A 16379-nucleotide genomic window follows, 5' to 3' on the forward strand; every position below is an offset into this window, starting at 1 on the left:
GGGCAAAAACGCCCTGAAGTGCCCAGATCTTCCCGTGGCACTGCTTGTGTCTGTTGTCCCGGAGCGCTGCCGGCGCCCGTGACAGGTCATGTGCCGCCCGAAAGCGGGAGGAGATCCGTGACGCACGGCTCCGACCGCTCGGCGGGTGCCGCTCAGTCGGCGGCGGTGGCGGGTACGGGGACCGCGACAGCCCCGTCGCCCCGCTCCTGTGCAGGTGGCCGTTGATCGCGCAGTTCCGCGATGGCGGCCTCGAAGTCCTCGAGTGAGTCGAACGCCCGGTAGACGGACGCGAACCGCAGGTACGCGACGAGGTCGAGTTCCTGCAGGGGGCCGAGTATGGCCAGACCCACGTCATGGGTGGTCAACTCGGCACTGCCGGTGGCGCGCACCGCTTCCTCGACCCGCTGGCCGAGCTGAGCGAGGGCGTCCTCGGTGACCGGCCGCCCCTGGCACGCCTTGCGCACGCCGGAGATGACCTTGGTACGGCTGAAGGGTTCCGTCACACCGCTGCGCTTGATCACCATCAGCGACGCGGTCTCCACCGTCGTGAAGCGACGGGAGCAGTCGGGGCACTGCCGGCGGCGTCGGATCGACGTTCCGTCGTCGGTGGTCCGACTGTCGACGACGCGGCTGTCGGGGTGCCTGCAGAAGGGACAGTGCATGGCTCCCAACCCCTCCTTCACGCACGACCGAATAGCCTCAACTGGCTCGTTGAGCCCCCCGAAGCAGCCACAAGCATAGGCGATGCCCCGAGCTTCGACGGACCGGGGACCACAACTTCTGGGTGGCGGCCACAATCCAACCACTAGATCTGGGGTCTGGCCGCCTTCTCGGCCCGTAGAGCGTGTCGCGCCTGCCCTTGGAGGAACCTCCCGCGCACGGGGCGTAGCTCGACCGTTCACGGAGCGCACACGGCGCACCGCGCGCCGTTCGTCGCGGGCGCGGCGGCGGGCGTCGCCCACGAGCGGGTGCAAGACTGGGCCGGGCCCGGTCCCGTCCCCTCCGGCGGCGGGGGCTACCGTAGATCTCCTCGCCGGCCCACCCTCCGGCGTTCGCACATACACCCAGCTGAGCGGCCACGTCAGGCAATCCGCGATTTTTCACTCGAACGTGTGTTTGGCGCAACCTTTCGAAACCAACTACCGTTGTCCAGCTAGGGAGACCATTCGAGAGGGGCCGACGTGACCACCACCGCTGACAGTGCCGCCATCACTGCCCAGGACCGCTCCCAGAACCGATTCGAGCCGGTGCATGCCATGAATGACGCAGCCACGACACCGGAGGGGCCCAAGCCCACCCGCTCGCTGCCCGGTCGACCTCCAGGGATCCGTGCGGACAGCTCCGGTCTCACGGACCGGCAGCGGCGTGTCATCGAGGTGATCCGCGACTCGGTGCAGCGGCGGGGTTACCCGCCGTCCATGCGCGAGATCGGTCAGGCCGTCGGCCTGTCCAGCACCTCCTCCGTCGCCCACCAGCTGATGGCGCTCGAGCGCAAGGGCTTCCTGCGGCGGGACCCTCACCGCCCCCGCGCCTACGAGGTCCGCGGCTCCGACCAGCCCAGCACACAGCCGACGGACACCACGGGCAAGCCCGCCGCCTCCTACGTGCCGCTGGTCGGCCGGATCGCCGCCGGTGGCCCGATCCTCGCCGAGGAGTCCGTCGAGGACGTCTTCCCCCTCCCCCGCCAGCTGGTCGGCGACGGCGAGCTGTTCGTGCTCAAGGTCGTCGGTGACTCGATGATCGAGGCCGCCATCTGCGACGGCGACTGGGTGACGGTGCGCCGCCAGCCCGTCGCGGAGAACGGGGACATCGTCGCCGCCATGCTGGACGGCGAGGCCACGGTCAAGCGCTTCAAGCGGGAGAACGGACACGTCTGGCTGCTTCCCCACAACGCCGCGTACCAGCCCATCCCCGGCGACGAGGCGACCATCCTCGGCAAGGTGGTGGCAGTGCTTCGGCGGGTCTGACGGACTCGCCGGCTCCGACCGGGCCCCGGGACCCACTGCGCCGGTCCCGGGGCCCTGCTGTGTCTCCTCCGGCGGAACGGCCCTCCGCCGGGGTGCAGCCCGGGCCTCTCCCCGGTAGAGCCCGGGCTCCCGCGCTACTTGCCGTCGGCCTTGGCCGCCGCATCGATGGCAGCCAGCGACCGGCGCACCTGATTGCGGTCCGTCGTGTACCAGAAGTCGGGCAGTGAGGCCCGCAGGTAGCTGCCGTACCGGGCGTTGGCCAGCCGCGGATCCAGCACGGCCACCACTCCGCGATCCCCCGTGGCACGCACCAGACGGCCCGCGCCCTGCGCCATCAGGAGGGCGGCATGCGTGGCGGCAACGGCCATGAAGCCATTGCCTCCCGCCTCTTCCACCGCCTTCTGCCGCGCGCTCATCAACGGGTCGTCCGGGCGGGGGAACGGAATCCGGTCCATGACGACCAGCTGGCAACCGGGACCCGGGACGTCGACGCCCTGCCACAAGGACAGCGTGCCGAACAGGCATGTCGCGGGATCGCCGGCGAAGGTCTTGATCAGCTCGCCGAGCGTCTCCTCGCCCTGCAGCAGAATCGGCTTGTCGAGCCGCCCTCTCAGCTCCTCCGCGGCCGCCTTGGCCGCGCGCATGGAGGAGAACAGCCCCAGTGTGCGCCCGCCCGCCGCCTCCACCAGCTCGGCCAGCTCGTCCATCATGTCGCCGCGTGAGCCTTCACGGCCGGGCGTCGCCAGGTGCCGGGCGACGTAGAGGATGCCCTGCTTGGGATAGTCGAAGGGCGAGCCGACATCGAGGCCTTTCCACTGCGGCACCTCCTCGCCTCCGGTGCCCTCCGGGGCGAGCCCCAAGGACGCCCCCACGCCGTTGAAGTCGCCGCCCAGCTTGAGCGTCGCGGACGTGAGCACGACCGACCGCTCCGCGAACAGCTTCTCGCGCAGCAGTCCCGAGACCGACAGCGGAGCCACCCGCAGGGACGCGCCGAAGCGGTCGTGCCGCTCGTACCAGACGACGTCGTACTCCGAACCGAGCGTGATGCGCTCGGCAACAGCGTGGATGTTCTCGACGGAGGCGAGCGCCTGCTTGCGCACCGCGTCCTCGTCCTGGACCGACTTGTCCCGGGTGGAGCCGAGCGCACTGATCACCGTCCGTGCGGCGTCCCTCAGAGCCAGGAGTGCGTAGCCCAGATCCTCGGGGATCTCCTCCAGGCGGCCCGGCAGCGCCAGCTCCATCACACGCTCGAATGTCTCCGAAGCAGTCTGGAGCGCGTCCGCCGCCTTCTCGTTGACCAGCTTCGCCGCGCGTCGCACAGCCCGGTTGACCTGGCCGGGGGTGAGCTCGCCGGTGGCGACTCCGGTCACGCGCGAGACCAGTTCATGGGCCTCGTCGACGATCAGGACCTCGTGCTGCGGCAGGACCGGCGCCCCCTCGATGGCGTCGATCGCGAGCAGCGCATGATTGGTGACCACCACATCGGCGAGCTTCGCCCGCTCCCTGGCCATCTCGGCGAAGCACTCCGCACCGTACGCGCACTTGGAAGCCCCGAGGCATTCGCGGGACGAGACGGAGACCTGGCTCCAGGCACGGTCGGAGACACCGGGCGTGAGATCGTCGCGGTCACCCGTCTCGGTCTCGTCCGCCCAGTCCCGCATGCGCAGGAGGTCCTGGCCCAGCTTGCTCGTCGGCGCGGCGGCCTCGAACTGGTCGAAGAGACCCTCCTCCTCGTCCTGCGGAGCGCCCTCGTGCAGTCGGTGCAGACAGAGGTAGTTGGAGCGGCCCTTGAGCATGGCGAACTCGGGCCGCCTGCGCAGCAGGGGGTGCAGCGCGTCGACCGTGCGCGGAAGATCACGCTCCACCAGCTGGCGCTGCAGCGCCAGGGTGGCCGTGGCAACGACCACCCGCTCCCCGTGGGCGAGAGCCGGGACGAGATAGCCCAGCGACTTTCCGGTGCCGGTGCCGGCCTGCACCAGAAGGTGGGAATTGTCGTCGATGGCCTCGGCCACGGCCTCGGCCATGGTGACCTGGCCTGGCCGCTCCACTCCGCCGACGGCGGTGACGGCGGCGTGGAGGAGCTCGGGGAGGGTTGGCTTCGTCATAGCGCGACCAGCCTACGGGGCACCACTGACAACGGGATCACGCATCGGCTCCATCAGGCCATGCCAGGGGGTTCGGTACGGTCCCGTGCACGGCCGCGTGGGGACGTTCGGGCCGGTCACGGTAGCCGTCGAGATGGAGTCTGTTGCGGTTCAGACACAGCCGGTCGATACGCTCCGTGAGCAGATCGAACAGTTCGTAACGCTCTTTGAGCTCGGGAAAGCGGGCCTGGTACCTCACGATCTCCGCCCGTACGAGGGCGAAGAAGCGTTCCTCGGCGACTTTCAGGTGCTCCTCGAAGAGAGGCGCGAGGTAGCGGAAGACGCCCACGAACAAGCCCGCGTGGATGAACTGGGTGAGGAACCCGGGCTCCTCGGTCAGCAGGACCCGGCGGACGTCGTCGGGCATCGAGGCGTGCTCGGGCAGCGGCCGGGCGCTGATGTTGACGTCGTCGACGAAGTCCTTGATCGCCATCCGCACCGGGACGTCGTGCTCGTCGTAGACGACGATCGCGTTCTCGCCGTGCGGGGAGAAGACGGTGCCGTAGCGGTACAGGAAGTGCAGCAGCGGGGGCAGGAGCGCGGCGAACAGCCGCTTGAGCCAGGCCTCCGGGGCGAGCCCCGACCGCTCGACGAGCTCGGTGGCGAAGGCGCGGCCCCGCTGGTCCGTGTGCAGCAGCGCTGCCAGGGTCCGGGCCCGTTCGCCCGGGTCCAGACGGGGCTGGAGCGGCTCGCGCCAGATCGCGCCGAGAAGTTCCTTGTACTGATAGGGCACATCGTCGAGGCGGTCGTACAGAGGATGCTCGACGGTGACCGAGGCGACCTCGCCCAGGAGGATCACCCGGCAGTCGTCGCGGAGGAACGGGTCGCCGTCGCGCAGGCCGTGCACCCAGGCGGTGACGGCAGGCGCGGCGAGAGTCCGTTCGGTGGGCAGACCGCGCCAGACCAGGGTGTTGAGAACGGACAGCGGCAGTTTGACCATGTGCCGGTCGGGGCGGTCGACGTTCACGAACGTGCGGATGGACTGCTGGGGCAACCGGAGGTCGCCGTCCTCCGGCAGCGGCACGATCTCCCGGCGCGCGACGGCCGGCGCGTACAGGGGCAGCAGCACCTCGTCCCACTGCCACGGGTGTACGGGGAGGAGCAGGTACGCGGCCGGGTCCAGCCCTCTGGCGCGCAGAGCGGCTTCGAAACCCGCACGCACGGAGTCGTCGAGCTCGTGGCGGTAGAGAGCGTCCGGGGAGGCGAGGTGGCCGACGCCCCGGTAACAGGCGAGCGCGGTGCTGACGGCGATCCACGGCAGTGCGGTGGGGCGGCGTGCCTCGGGTGCCCAGCGGGCGGCGTCGACAGCGGAGAAACCGATGCGGCCCTTGTTGAGGACGAGCCACGGATGTCCGGTCTGGTGCCCTTCGAGTTCGGCGTAGCCGAGGTCGGCCAGCTCGGCGGCGGTGGCGGCGGTGTGATCGAGCGCGGTGTCGGCGGTGAGCGTCAGGGATACTTCGCGCAGCAAGTGGCCGAGGGTGGCTCCGTCGAGGGCGAGGGTCTCCTTCGCTCGGGCGAGGAAGGTGAGCGGGTCAGAGAAGGGCCGGCCGTCCCATTCGACGGAGGCGGCGTCCACGCGCCAGCTCCCGTAGGCGCCGCGGCGCGCCAGGAACGTCAGGTCTCCCGCGTCCCCGACGGTGAGGACATGGCGACGGCGCGGTGACTGGCGGCCGCAGCCAGCGGGAGGGGCGTCGTCGTGGCGGGCGGCCGGACCGGCGGGCGTTTCCGCGATCCTCGGCTCGATGATCTCCTCGTAGGCGAACTCGCCGAGCATCTTCGCCAGGAGACGGCCGCCTGCCCGCTCCCAGTTCTCGCGGTCGAGACCGGGCGGCAGAAGCAGGGGGGTCGACAGCGGATCCGGTCCGGCGGCCTCGCCGCAGGCGGAGCCGGGCGGATCGGTCGAGGCGGCGGGTGCGGTCGACGCGTGGGAGTCGTTGCTGGCAGGCGACTTCGGCACGGGGACTCCTCGAGGGGAACCGATGCGGTTCGAGCGGTGTATGTACGGCGGCGGGCTGGTCACAGCAGGTCCCGAAGCCGGCGATCGCGCACCATGAGCGCGGCTCGTTTGCCGGGCAGGTCGACTTCGGCGAAGAAGCGGAAGCCGGCCCTGAGGAACGCGGACACGGAAGGGGTGTTGCGCAGGTCCGGTTCGGCGACGACGCGTGCACAGCGGGGGCGGTGGTCGAGCACGAGGTCGGAAACGGCTCTGATGAGCAGCGAGCCCAGACCTCTCCCCCGGTCGGCGGCGCCGCCGAGGAGGAGGTGGATGCCTGTGTCGTGCGGTCGGGCCGGGTAGTGGCGGGCCAGAGGGTCGAGGTCGGCACGGTAGATCTCGAAGTAGCTCATGGGTGTGCCGTCGAGTACGCCGAGGCAGGGGAGGCTGCTGCCGGTGCCGTCGTACTGGCCGCGCAGGTGGGCGGCTGTGACGGTCTCGGGCCCGGCCAGCTCCCAGAAGGCGGCGACGGCCGGGTCGTTCATCCAGCCGGTGATCAGGGAGAGGTCCCGCTCCGGGAGGACGGGGACGAGGCGGAAGTCACCGGCGGGGGTGTCCACCGGCCCCCAGTCCGCAGGGGCGTCCGGCACCTCCGCGAAGGTGCCGGACGGCTCCCGCGCGGCTTGGGGGCGAGGCACGGCGGCGGTCTCCTCTTCTCGTTCGGACGGGGTCATGGTCGTGGGCGTTCGGCGGTCCGCGCGGTGTTCAGGAGAGGAGCGGGTTGGTGACGGTGACGTAGACGGACTGAGTGTCGACGGGACCGACGAGTTCGTCGAGGCCGCGCAGACGGGTGAGCAGGTTGGCCTTGGAACGAAGGGTGGGGGCTTCGAGCAGCAGCGTCGGCAGCGGCGAGCCGAGGGAGGCGTTGGCCGCCAGGAATCGGCGGAACGCGGCGAGGAGGACGCGTTCGTCGGCGAGGTGCTGCGCCCCGAAGGCGCCGATCAGACCGAGCACGTTGTTGATGCCGAGGTAGTACGCGAAGCGCTCGTCCGTCACGTCGTCGGAGACGAAGGTGTCGCTTTCGGCACCGATTCCCGGGAGCCGGCGCTCGAGTTCGTCACGGTGGGACTGGCGGAAGTAGTAGCCCTGGTTGTCCCGGTAGCGGCCGCCTGTCGGCCAGCCTTCGGGGTCGAGGAGGACGAGGGTGTTCTGCTGGTGCGCTTCGAGCGCGATGCCCGCGGTGGCGTCGAGCCAGAGCACCGGACGTACGACGTGGTCCAGGTAGCGCAGGAACCACTCCGCCGCGACGGCGGGGACGGGCCGGCCTGTCCGGGCGGCGAGACGCTCGACCGTGTGAGAGAGGCGTGAGTACATGACCGTGCGTCCGGGCCAGGGCCGCGGTGCGGTCAGAGCCGCGATGCACACGGCGTCGTCGCTCCGGTGGAAGGGGTTGTGGCGCAGCACGACGTCGAGTCCGGAGACGGGTTCGCCGTCGGGTGTGTCGACCGCGAGCCATGCCGGATCGCGCACGATGTCGAATCCGGGGTGCGCCGCCCGCCACTGTGCGGAGAGTCCGGTACGGAGCAGCCGATGGACCTCCACCCCCCGGTGGAGTTCCTTGCGGAGGTTCTCACGGCGGGAGTTGGTGATGCGCAGGCCGAGAGACAGCTTGAGCATCGCGGGTGCACCGGGGCGGTGCACGGTGCGGACGGAGGAGGTGGGGTGCCAGGTGTCTCCATGGGGACCGAGGTCGTGGAGCAGGCCGGAGTCCAGCAGCGCGGCCACAGTGGGCCGGTGCCGGAGGTCGCGTGCCTGCCACGGGTGCAGGGGCAGGGCGGCGCAGTGGGCGGGGAGCCGGATGTCGCCGGCGAGGCGGGAGGTGAGCTGCTCGGCCGGGAGTGTGCGTCCTTGCTCGGTCCAGGCCGAGTCGGCTGCGAGCACGGACCGGTCGACTGCCCACCAGTGCAGCGGGAAGGAGCCGTGCGACTCCGGTGAGTACAGCAGTGCTTCGGTGTCGGAGAGTCCCTCACGGCTCTTCGGTGTGGGGTGGAGCGGGTGGCCGAGCAGGAGCGACTGTTCGGCGTCAAGGAAGAGGTCCGCGTCCTCCGGTGCGACGGGATGCCGGCGCCGGTGAGCGATGAACCCGGCTGTGCGCCGGGCGGAATCGGCTACGCGGCCGACGAGGTCGGCTCCGTCCGTGCCGCCGGCTTCCCGGCCGAGGAGCGCGGCCACGGTCACCGCGTCGGCGGTGGTGGCCTCGTGCGGGCTGCCTTCCAGAACCGGCGGGCCGAAGCGGTGCCAGCCGGTGGACGACCAGTAGCGGACGGGGACGAGCAGGGCGGTCCCGCTGCTGTGGAGCGCAATGCGCAGGGTGTCGCCCTCGGGCTCGGCGAGGTCGTTCTCGCGCACCCAGCAGCGGAGCAGGTTCTCGACCGCGGCCGCATCGGCCGCACGGCCGGGATCCGGATGGTCGAGGGGGTCCGCCGCTTCGGGGGCGCCGGACACGTACCGGGCGGTGGTGGGGGTTTCGTCGTCGAAGCCCCCGGTCTGCTGGCGCGGCACCGTCGCCGCCTCGGCCATGAGCGGCCCGCCCAGTGCTCCGTGGGCGTGGTGAGCGGCGGTGGGGCGGCCGTGGGACTCGGGCACTTCGGGTGCGGGGGTGGTGTTCACGGAGGCTTCCTTGTGACGGGGTCCGGGGTCAGTACGACTGCCCGCTGTCGGCGCGGCGTGGGGTGGAGCGTTCTGCGGCGGCCAGGGCGTCCGCGAAGCGGTCGAGGACGGCCAGGGCCTGTTCGTCGGTGAGTGTCAGAGGAGGCAGGAGGCGGACGACTGCGCAGTGGCGTCCGCCGAGTTCGACGATGAGGCCGCGGTTCAGGCATTCCCGCTGGACGGTCGCGGCGAGTTGAGGAGCGGGTGGGGGGACGAGAGCGTCGTGGGCGGTGGAGTCGGGGTCGACGATCTCCACGCCGATCATCAGGCCCCGGCCCCGTACGTCTCCGATGCAGGAGTGAGCGGCGGCGAGGCCCTGGAGGCGGGCCAGCATGCGGGCGCCGAGAGTGGCGGCCCGGTCCGCGAGGCGGTTCTCGCGCACGTACGCGAGGGTCGCCGCGCCGGCCGCCATCGCCAGCTGGTTGCCGCGGAACGTGCCGGCGTGTGCTCCCGGCTGCCAGGTGTCGAGTTCGGACCGGTAGACGATGACCGCGAGCGGGAGGGAGCCGCCGATGGCCTTGGACATGACCATCACGTCGGGGACGACGTCACTGTGCTCGACGGCCCAGAAGGTGCCGGTGCGGCCCACTCCGGTCTGCACCTCGTCGGCGATCAGAGGGATGGAGCGGGCGGCGGTGATCCGGCGCATCCGCCGCAGCCACTCGTCGGGGGCGGGGATCACGCCGCCCTCGCCCTGTACCGGTTCGAGGATCATTCCGGCGGCGTCCGGCACACCGCCCTTGGGGTCGTCGAGGAGGTTCTCGGTCCAGCGTGCGGCGAGTTCGGCGCCGCGTTCACCGCCGACACCGAAGGGGCAGCGGTAGTCGTGCGGGTAGGGAAGGCGTGTCACGCGGACGTCGGTCGCGCCGCCCGAGGCCTCGAGAGCGCCCGCCGTCATGCCGTGATAGGCGCCGGTGAAGGCCAGGACCCCGTCGCGGCCGGTGGCGGTGCGGACCAGTTTGAGTGCCGCTTCCACGGCGTCGGTCCCTGCCGGACCGCAGAACTGGATGCGGGCGTCGGAGGCGAGTTGCGGCGGAAGCGTGGCGAACAGCTCTGTGGTGAACGCGTCCTTGACCGGTGTGGCCAGGTCCAGGATGTGCAACGGCGCCCCGGAGTCGAGGACCTTCTTGATGGCTTCGAGGACGACGGGGTGGTTGTGCCCGAGTGCGAGGGTCCCGGCTCCGGAGAGACAGTCGAGGTAACGGCGGCCGTCGGCACCCTCGATGGTCAGTCCCCGGGCGCGTACGGGCACGATGGGCAGCGAGCGCGCATAGGTGCGGGCGGCCGATTCGCGGAGCGACTGCCGGCGCAGGATGCCCTCGTGGGCAGCGGCCGGGGCGATCGGAGCAGGTTCGGTCACGGCCACGGCTGTTGGTCCTTCCGCTGTCACGGTTGCGTTTCGCAGGGGTACGGCTTCGGCCCTGCGACCGCTCGGTTCCGAGCCGTCCCCGTGTCCCCCGCCCGTTCCAACGACGCGACGGGCCGGGGATCACGGCCGGAAGGAAGATCCTTGCGGGAGCGGAACCGCGGACCTGGTGCACGCCGTCCCCAACGGCACCGGCATAGTTGGGGGGCCGCACCGGCGGTGAGCTCCACCGGGGCGCGGACTCGTCCGCGGCCGAACGCACCGACATTGCCGGAATGCGGCTCAGTTCAGACGGAACAGCAGCACCGAAGTCCCAGGGGGATCACCAGATGCGACCCATTCGCCCGACGCTGGCAGCGGCGTCCCTTGCCGCCGTGCTGGCGCTGGCTGCCACGGCCTGCGGCCCGAGCGAGGACACCGCGGGCGACAAGCCGAGTGCGTCGGCAGGTCAGACCGCCGATGACAAGATCACCATTCCGGACGATCTCAAGGACCGGCTCAAGGAGCGCGGGATCGACCTGGACAAGTGGAAGAACGGCGAGTGGAAGAACTGGGACAAGGACAAGTGGCTGCGCGAGGCCAAGGACTTCGTCAACCCGATCATCGAGGACCTGTGGGACCCGGACCGCATGCGCGACGCCGAGAAGCCGCCGGCGAAGCCCGTCGACCCGGACATCTCGGGTGACGAGGGTGTCACCGACCCGACGCCGGAGCCCGTCGACGCCGTGCCGGTGAAGGCGCCGTACCACACGAGTGCGGCCGAGGCGGGCAAGGTCTTCTTCGACGGCCCCCAGGGCTCGATGGTCTGCTCCGCCACCGTCGTGCAGGACCCGGCCAACCCCGGCAAGTCGAACATGGTGTGGACCGCCGGTCACTGCGTCCACGCCGGCAAGAGCGGCGGCTGGTACCGCAACATCGCCTTCGTCCCGTCGTACAACGACAGCGCCCTGCCCACCTCGGAGCTGGAGAAGGCCCCGAAGGAGAAGATCGCTCCGTACGGCGTGTGGTGGGGCGACTGGGCCCAGACGTCCGAGCAGTGGATCGCCCAGAGCGCGGCGACCGGCGGTCAGGGTGCGCCGTACGACTTCGCCGTCATCCACGTCACCCCGGAGAAGGGCAGCACGGGCAAGTCGCTCGAGGAGACGGTCGGCGCCGCTCTGCCGGTCGACTTCAAGGCCCCGGCCGTGCCGGACATCAAGAGCATGACCGCGACCGGCTACCCGGCGGCTCCGCCGTACGACGGTCAGAAGCTGTTCCAGTGCGCCGACAAGCCGGGCCGGCTCTCGCTGAAGGCCGGGGAGCCGACGATGTACCGCATCGGCTGCACGATGACGGGCGGTTCCTCCGGTGGCGGCTGGGTGGCCGAGGGCCAGGACGGCCGGCCCGCCCTGGTGTCCAACACCTCCATCGGCCCGGTGACGGCCGGCTGGCTGGCCGGCCCGCGGCTCGGCAAGGAGGCCGAGGGCGTCTACACGGCGGTCAGCAAGAAGTTCACGGGAAAGTGATCTGACGCTCTCTCGCGTGGCCGCCGCGTCACGTGACCAGGCAGTGCTCTGACGAGGCAGGGGCGTTCGGCCGGACGGCCGGGCGCCCCTTGCTCGTCTCGTGGAGACTCGGTGTAGTTGCCCACCGGCCTCAACTGCGGGTCCACGCAGCGGCTTAGAGTGGTGCCGCACCCGCGGCGGCTCCGGAAGGCCGCCCCTTCGCATGACACGCTCATGGCAACCGCGCACGGCGCGGACGCCGCACGTGGTCTCGCATCAGGCGCTGGTGCACCGCGTTCATGGCACATTTCGCAAGCACTTCAGGGGGAATCGTTTCCATGCGATCCATACGTCCGCTGCTGGCCGCCGCCGGCCTCGTCTCGGCTCTCGCGCTGACGGCGACCGCCTGCGGCCCCGGCGAGGACAAGGCGGCGGACAAGCCCGCCGCCACCGCAGAAGGCGCCGGCGGCGCCGAGGCCGCACTTCCCGCCGACCTGGCCGACAGGCTCAAGGAGCACGGGGTCGACCTGGACAAGTGGAAGAACGGCGAGTGGAAGAACTGGGACAAGGACAAGTGGCTGCGTGAGGCCAAGGACTTCGTCAACCCGGTGATCGAGGGCCTGTGGAAGCCCGAGCGCATGACGACGGCCAAGGCGCCCGCGAAGACGCTCTCCGCCGGTGACATCTCCGGTGACCAGGACGTCACCGACCCGGAGCCGCGCCCCGTGCAGGCCCAGGAGGAGAAGAAGCCCTACCACCAGAACGCCGCACCGGTCGGCAAGGTGTTCTTCGACGCCCCCGAGGGCTCGATGGTCTGTTCCGCGACGGTCGTCAAGGACCCGGAGAACCCGGGCCGGTCGAACCTCGTCTGGACCGCCGGGCACTGCGTGCACGCCGGCGGGGAGGGCGGCTGGTACCGCAACATCGCCTTCGTCCCCGCCTACAACGACAAGGGCAAGTCCCCCGCCGCGCTGGAGCACGCCCAGCCGCAGGAGATCGCCCCGTACGGCGTCTACTGGGCGGACTGGGTCGCGACCTCGGGCGAGTGGATCGACCAGGGCGGTCCGACGGGGGGCACCGGCGCCGCCTACGACTACGCCGTGATGCACGTGAAGCCGGAGCAGGGCTCCAAGTCCCTGGAGGAGACGGTGGGCGCGGCGCTCGACGTCGACTTCGAGGCCCCCGACGCCAAGAGCATCGGCACGATGGGCGCGTGGGGTTACCCGGCGGCCCCGCCCTACAACGGCGCGATCATGCACAAGTGTCTCGACCGGCCGGGGCGGCTCTCCATCGCCCCCGGTACGCCCACGATGTGGCGTATCGGCTGCACGATGACGGGCGGGTCCTCCGGTGGCGGCTGGTTCGTCCGGCAGCCCGGCGGCAAGACGGTGCTCGTCTCCAACACGTCGATCGGCCCGGTCACCTCGGGCTGGCTCGCCGGCCCGCGGCTGGACCGGGGAGCGCAGCAGATCTTCACGATGATGAGCGAGAAGTTCGCGAAGCAGTAGGCCTCTTCGAGCCCGGCGGATCATGCGGAAGGGCCGCCTCCCCGAGGGGAGGCGGCCCTTCCGTCGTGTCGCGTGGGCTGTGCCGCGTCAGTGGGCCGCCGGGACGTACGGGGCCAGTGCGGAGGCCAGCTCCTCGTGGACCCGTGCCTTGAGCAGGGTGCCCTCCGTGGTGTGCTCCTCGGAGACGACCTCGCCCTCGGCGTGCACGCGGGAGACGAGCCCGCCCCGGGTGTACGGGACGAGCGCCTCGATCTCCACCTCGGGCCGCGGCAGCTCGGTGTCGATCAGAGCCAGGAGCTCACCGATGCCCGAGCCCGTGCGGGCCGAGACGGCGATCGCGTGCCGCTCGATGCGCAGCAGTCGCTGCAGCACCAGCGGGTCGGCCGCGTCCGCCTTGTTGATCACGACGATCTCGGGCACGTCCAGCGCGCCCACGTCGCGGATCACCTCGCGAACGGCGGCCAGCTGCTCCTCCGGCGCCGGGTGCGAACCGTCCACCACGTGGAGGATCAGGTCGGAGTCGCCGACCTCCTCCATCGTGGAGCGGAACGCCTCGACCAGGTGGTGCGGCAGGTGCCGGACGAATCCGACGGTGTCGGCGAGGGTGTAGATCCGGCCGCTCGGCGTCTCCGCCCGGCGGACGGTCGGGTCGAGGGTGGCGAACAGGGCGTTCTCCACCAGGACACCGGCGCCGGTGAGGCGGTTGAGCAGCGAGGACTTGCCCGCGTTGGTGTAGCCGGCGATCGCGACCGACGGCACCTTGTTGCGGCGGCGCTCCCGGCGCTTGATCTCGCGGCCCGTCTTCATCTCCGCGATCTCCCGGCGCATCTTCGCCATCTTCTCGCGGATCCGTCGCCGGTCCGTCTCGATCTTGGTCTCACCTGGACCGCGGGTGGCCATGCCGCCACCGCCGCCGCCACCCATCTGGCGGGACAGCGACTGACCCCAGCCGCGGAGCCTGGGCAGCATGTACTGCATCTGCGCCAGAGCGACCTGCGCCTTGCCCTCTCGGGACTTGGCGTGCTGGGCGAAGATGTCGAGGATCAGGGCGGTGCGGTCGACCACCTTGACCTTGACGACGTCCTCGAGGTGGATGAGCTGGCCGGGGCTGAGCTCACCGTCGCAGACGACGGTGTCGGCTCCGGTCTCCAGCACGATGTCGCGCAGCTCGCTCGCCTTGCCCGACCCGATGTAGGTGGCCGGGTCCGGCTTGTCGCGCCGCTGGATGACTCCGTCGAGCACCAGGGCGCCCGCGGTCTCGGCAAGCGCCGCGAGCTCCGCGAGGGAGTTCTCGGCGTCCTGCACGGTCCCCGAGGTCCAGACGCCGACCAGCACGACGCGCTCCAGGCGCAGCTGTCGGTACTCGACCTCGGTGACGTCTTCGAGCTCGGTGGAGAGGCCCGCCACGCGCCGCAGAGCGGCCCGCTCGGAGCGGTCGAACTGATCACCGTCCCGCTCGGTGTCGATCTCGTAGCTCCAGGCGACGTCCTCTTCCATCAGGGCATCGGCCCGAAGGCTCTCGGTGCGCGTCTCCGCGAAGCTCTGCTTGTCCTGGGAAGGGGATGAAGAGGAGGTCATTGGATCCTTACGTCGATGGAATGAGCGGTGCGGGCGGGAGGCCCGCAAGGGCAGTGTGCCCCCGTTCGCCAGTCACAACGTGTGACAGCCCCGGAAGATTCCCCGAGGGAGTCCCGGGCCCGGTCCCGTCGCCGGCCCGTCGATGGTCCCACGCGCCCGCCGGGGCCGTCACCCCGGTTTTCAGCGCCCGGCACCGGCCTTCGGGGCATCGCTGCGCCAGTCCGGGTGTCCCGGCATGGGCGGGGTCTTCTTCCCGTACAGCCATTCCTGGAAGAAGTCGCCGAGGTCACGCCCAGCGACACGGGATGCGAGCTGCGTGAAGTCCTCCGTGCTCGCCGTGGAGTCGCGGTGCTCGGCGACCCACTCGCGCTCCAGCTCTTCGAAGGCGGCCACGCCGATCGTCTGCCGCAGTGCGTACAGGACCAGGGCGCTCCCGTCGTAGACCACCGGCCGGAAGAGACTCAGCTTCTGTCCGGGCGCCGGCGGCTGCGGGGCCGCCGGCGGCCCGCCGGCTGCTCGCCAGCCGTCGGAGAGGCGGTAGGCCTTCCTCATCCGGTCGACCAGCGGCTGCTTGCCCTTCTCCTCCGCGTACAGGGCCTGGTACCAGGTGGCGTGGCCCTCGTTCAGCCACAGGTCGGACCAGGTGCGGGGGGAGACACTGTTGCCGAACCACTGGTGGGCGAGTTCGTGGACCATCACCGAGTCGACGTACCACTTGGGGTGGGCGGCGTTGGTGAACAGGGAGCGCTCGAAGAGCGACAGCGTCTGCGTCTCCAGCTGGAATCCGGTGTCGGCATGGGCGACCAGCACCCCGTACGTCTCGAAGGGGTAGGCGCCGACCTTTTCCTCCATCCACCGGACATGGCCGGGGGTCTTCTTCAGCCACGGTTCGAGCTTCACCTTGTCGGCGGCGGGGACGACGTCGCGGATGGGCAGTCCGTGCGGGCCCTGCCGCTTGACGACGGCGGAGCGCCCGATGGCGACCTGGGCGAGTTCGGTGGCCATGGGGTGGCCGGTGCGGTAGATCCAGGAGGCGCCGGCACCGTTCCGGGAATGTGTGACCTGCAGACCGTTGGCGACGGCCGTCACGTTCCTGGGGGTGGTGACGCGGAAGGTGAAGTACGCCTTGTCCGCGGGGTGGTCGTTGCAGGGGAAGACACGGTGCGCCGCGTCGGCCTGGTTGGCCATCACCAGGCCGTCGCCGGTGGGCACCCATCCGCCGGCGGTCCTGCCACCGCGCGGGTCGCTGGTGTGCGTGACGGTGATCTGCATCGGCGCGCCGGTGGCGACGGCCGTGGAGGGCTCGACGACGAGGTCCTCGCCGGCGGACGCGAACTCGGCGGGGCGTCCGTTGACCTCGACGGAGCGGACCGTGCCATGGGAGAAGTCGAGGTTGATCCGGCCGAGTCGCCGGTTCGCCCAGGCATTGATCTTGGTGACGGCGTCCAGGGGTTCGGTGTTGCTGCCCTTGTAAGTGAGGGCGATGTCGTAGTCGATGACGTCGTAGCCGGGGTTGCCCAGCTGGGGGAAGAGCGGGTCGCCGATCCCGAGCGCGGTCGGTTCGGGCAGGGTCGCGGCGACGAGGGCGGCCGATGCTGCGGCCAGCAGGACGGCAGGCAGTCGGCGTCGGGGAGTGTGCGGCATGCCCTACCGCTACCAGCACGCCTCGAGGCGGCCGCGGCGGCGCGCG

General features: G+C 70.8%; 11 protein-coding genes. 3 read left to right on the top strand and 8 right to left on the bottom strand.

What is annotated here, in order from left to right:
* Positions 1 to 152 precede the first annotated feature (152 nt).
* Positions 153 to 662: a transcriptional regulator NrdR gene (gene nrdR, locus AB0K02_RS11575; RefSeq protein WP_365992167.1), complete on the bottom strand. Its 510-nt coding sequence runs from the start codon at positions 660 to 662 to the stop codon at positions 153 to 155.
* 519 nt (positions 663 to 1181) lie between these two features.
* Here nrdR and lexA point away from each other — a divergent pair.
* Positions 1182 to 1967, top strand: coding sequence for a transcriptional repressor LexA (lexA, locus tag AB0K02_RS11580; RefSeq protein WP_215176000.1), 786 nt, complete (start codon positions 1182 to 1184; stop codon positions 1965 to 1967).
* Positions 1968 to 2101: 134 nt separating this feature from the next.
* Here the strand turns inward: lexA and AB0K02_RS11585 are convergent, their stop codons facing one another.
* The 5 genes from AB0K02_RS11585 to AB0K02_RS11605 form a co-directional block, all read right to left on the bottom strand.
* Complete coding sequence (locus AB0K02_RS11585) at positions 2102 to 4072, bottom strand: ATP-dependent DNA helicase (RefSeq protein ID WP_365992168.1); 1971 nt, start codon at positions 4070 to 4072, stop codon at positions 2102 to 2104.
* Between the two features lie 37 nt (positions 4073 to 4109).
* Positions 4110 to 5963 carry an IucA/IucC family siderophore biosynthesis protein gene (locus AB0K02_RS11590; RefSeq protein ID WP_365992197.1) on the bottom strand — a complete coding sequence of 618 codons (1854 nt, stop codon included), beginning with the start codon at positions 5961 to 5963 and terminating at the stop codon, positions 4110 to 4112.
* 164 nt (positions 5964 to 6127) lie between these two features.
* Complete coding sequence (locus tag AB0K02_RS11595) at positions 6128 to 6778, bottom strand: GNAT family N-acetyltransferase (RefSeq protein WP_365992169.1); 651 nt, start codon at positions 6776 to 6778, stop codon at positions 6128 to 6130.
* A 31-nt stretch (positions 6779 to 6809) separates the two neighbouring features.
* A complete protein-coding gene (locus tag AB0K02_RS11600; protein WP_365992170.1) occupies positions 6810 to 8714 on the bottom strand; it encodes an IucA/IucC family protein in 1905 nt (634 codons plus the stop codon).
* A 28-nt stretch (positions 8715 to 8742) separates the two neighbouring features.
* Positions 8743 to 10119, bottom strand: coding sequence for a diaminobutyrate--2-oxoglutarate transaminase family protein (locus tag AB0K02_RS11605; RefSeq protein WP_365992171.1), 1377 nt, complete (start codon positions 10117 to 10119; stop codon positions 8743 to 8745).
* A 329-nt stretch (positions 10120 to 10448) separates the two neighbouring features.
* Here AB0K02_RS11605 and AB0K02_RS11610 point away from each other — a divergent pair, with 329 nt between their 5' ends.
* Positions 10449 to 11624: a hypothetical protein gene (locus tag AB0K02_RS11610; RefSeq protein ID WP_365992172.1), complete on the top strand. Its 1176-nt coding sequence runs from the start codon at positions 10449 to 10451 to the stop codon at positions 11622 to 11624.
* A gap of 317 nt (positions 11625 to 11941) precedes the next feature.
* Complete coding sequence (locus tag AB0K02_RS11615) at positions 11942 to 13111, top strand: hypothetical protein (RefSeq protein WP_365992173.1); 1170 nt, start codon at positions 11942 to 11944, stop codon at positions 13109 to 13111.
* 87 nt (positions 13112 to 13198) lie between these two features.
* Here AB0K02_RS11615 and hflX read toward each other — a convergent pair whose 3' ends face one another.
* Together hflX and AB0K02_RS11625 are read right to left on the bottom strand one after the other, a co-directional pair.
* Entirely contained in the window at positions 13199 to 14689 is a 1491-nt protein-coding gene (gene hflX / locus AB0K02_RS11620) for a GTPase HflX (RefSeq protein ID WP_365992174.1), read from the bottom strand.
* Positions 14690 to 14869: 180 nt separating this feature from the next.
* Positions 14870 to 16333, bottom strand: a complete 1464-nt coding sequence (locus AB0K02_RS11625) for a M1 family metallopeptidase (protein WP_365992175.1) — start codon at positions 16331 to 16333, stop codon at positions 14870 to 14872.
* Positions 16334 to 16379: the final 46 nt, after the last annotated feature.

The organism is Streptomyces sp. NPDC049597 (assembly GCF_040675505.1).
Lineage (GTDB): Bacteria > Actinomycetota > Actinomycetes > Streptomycetales > Streptomycetaceae > Streptomyces.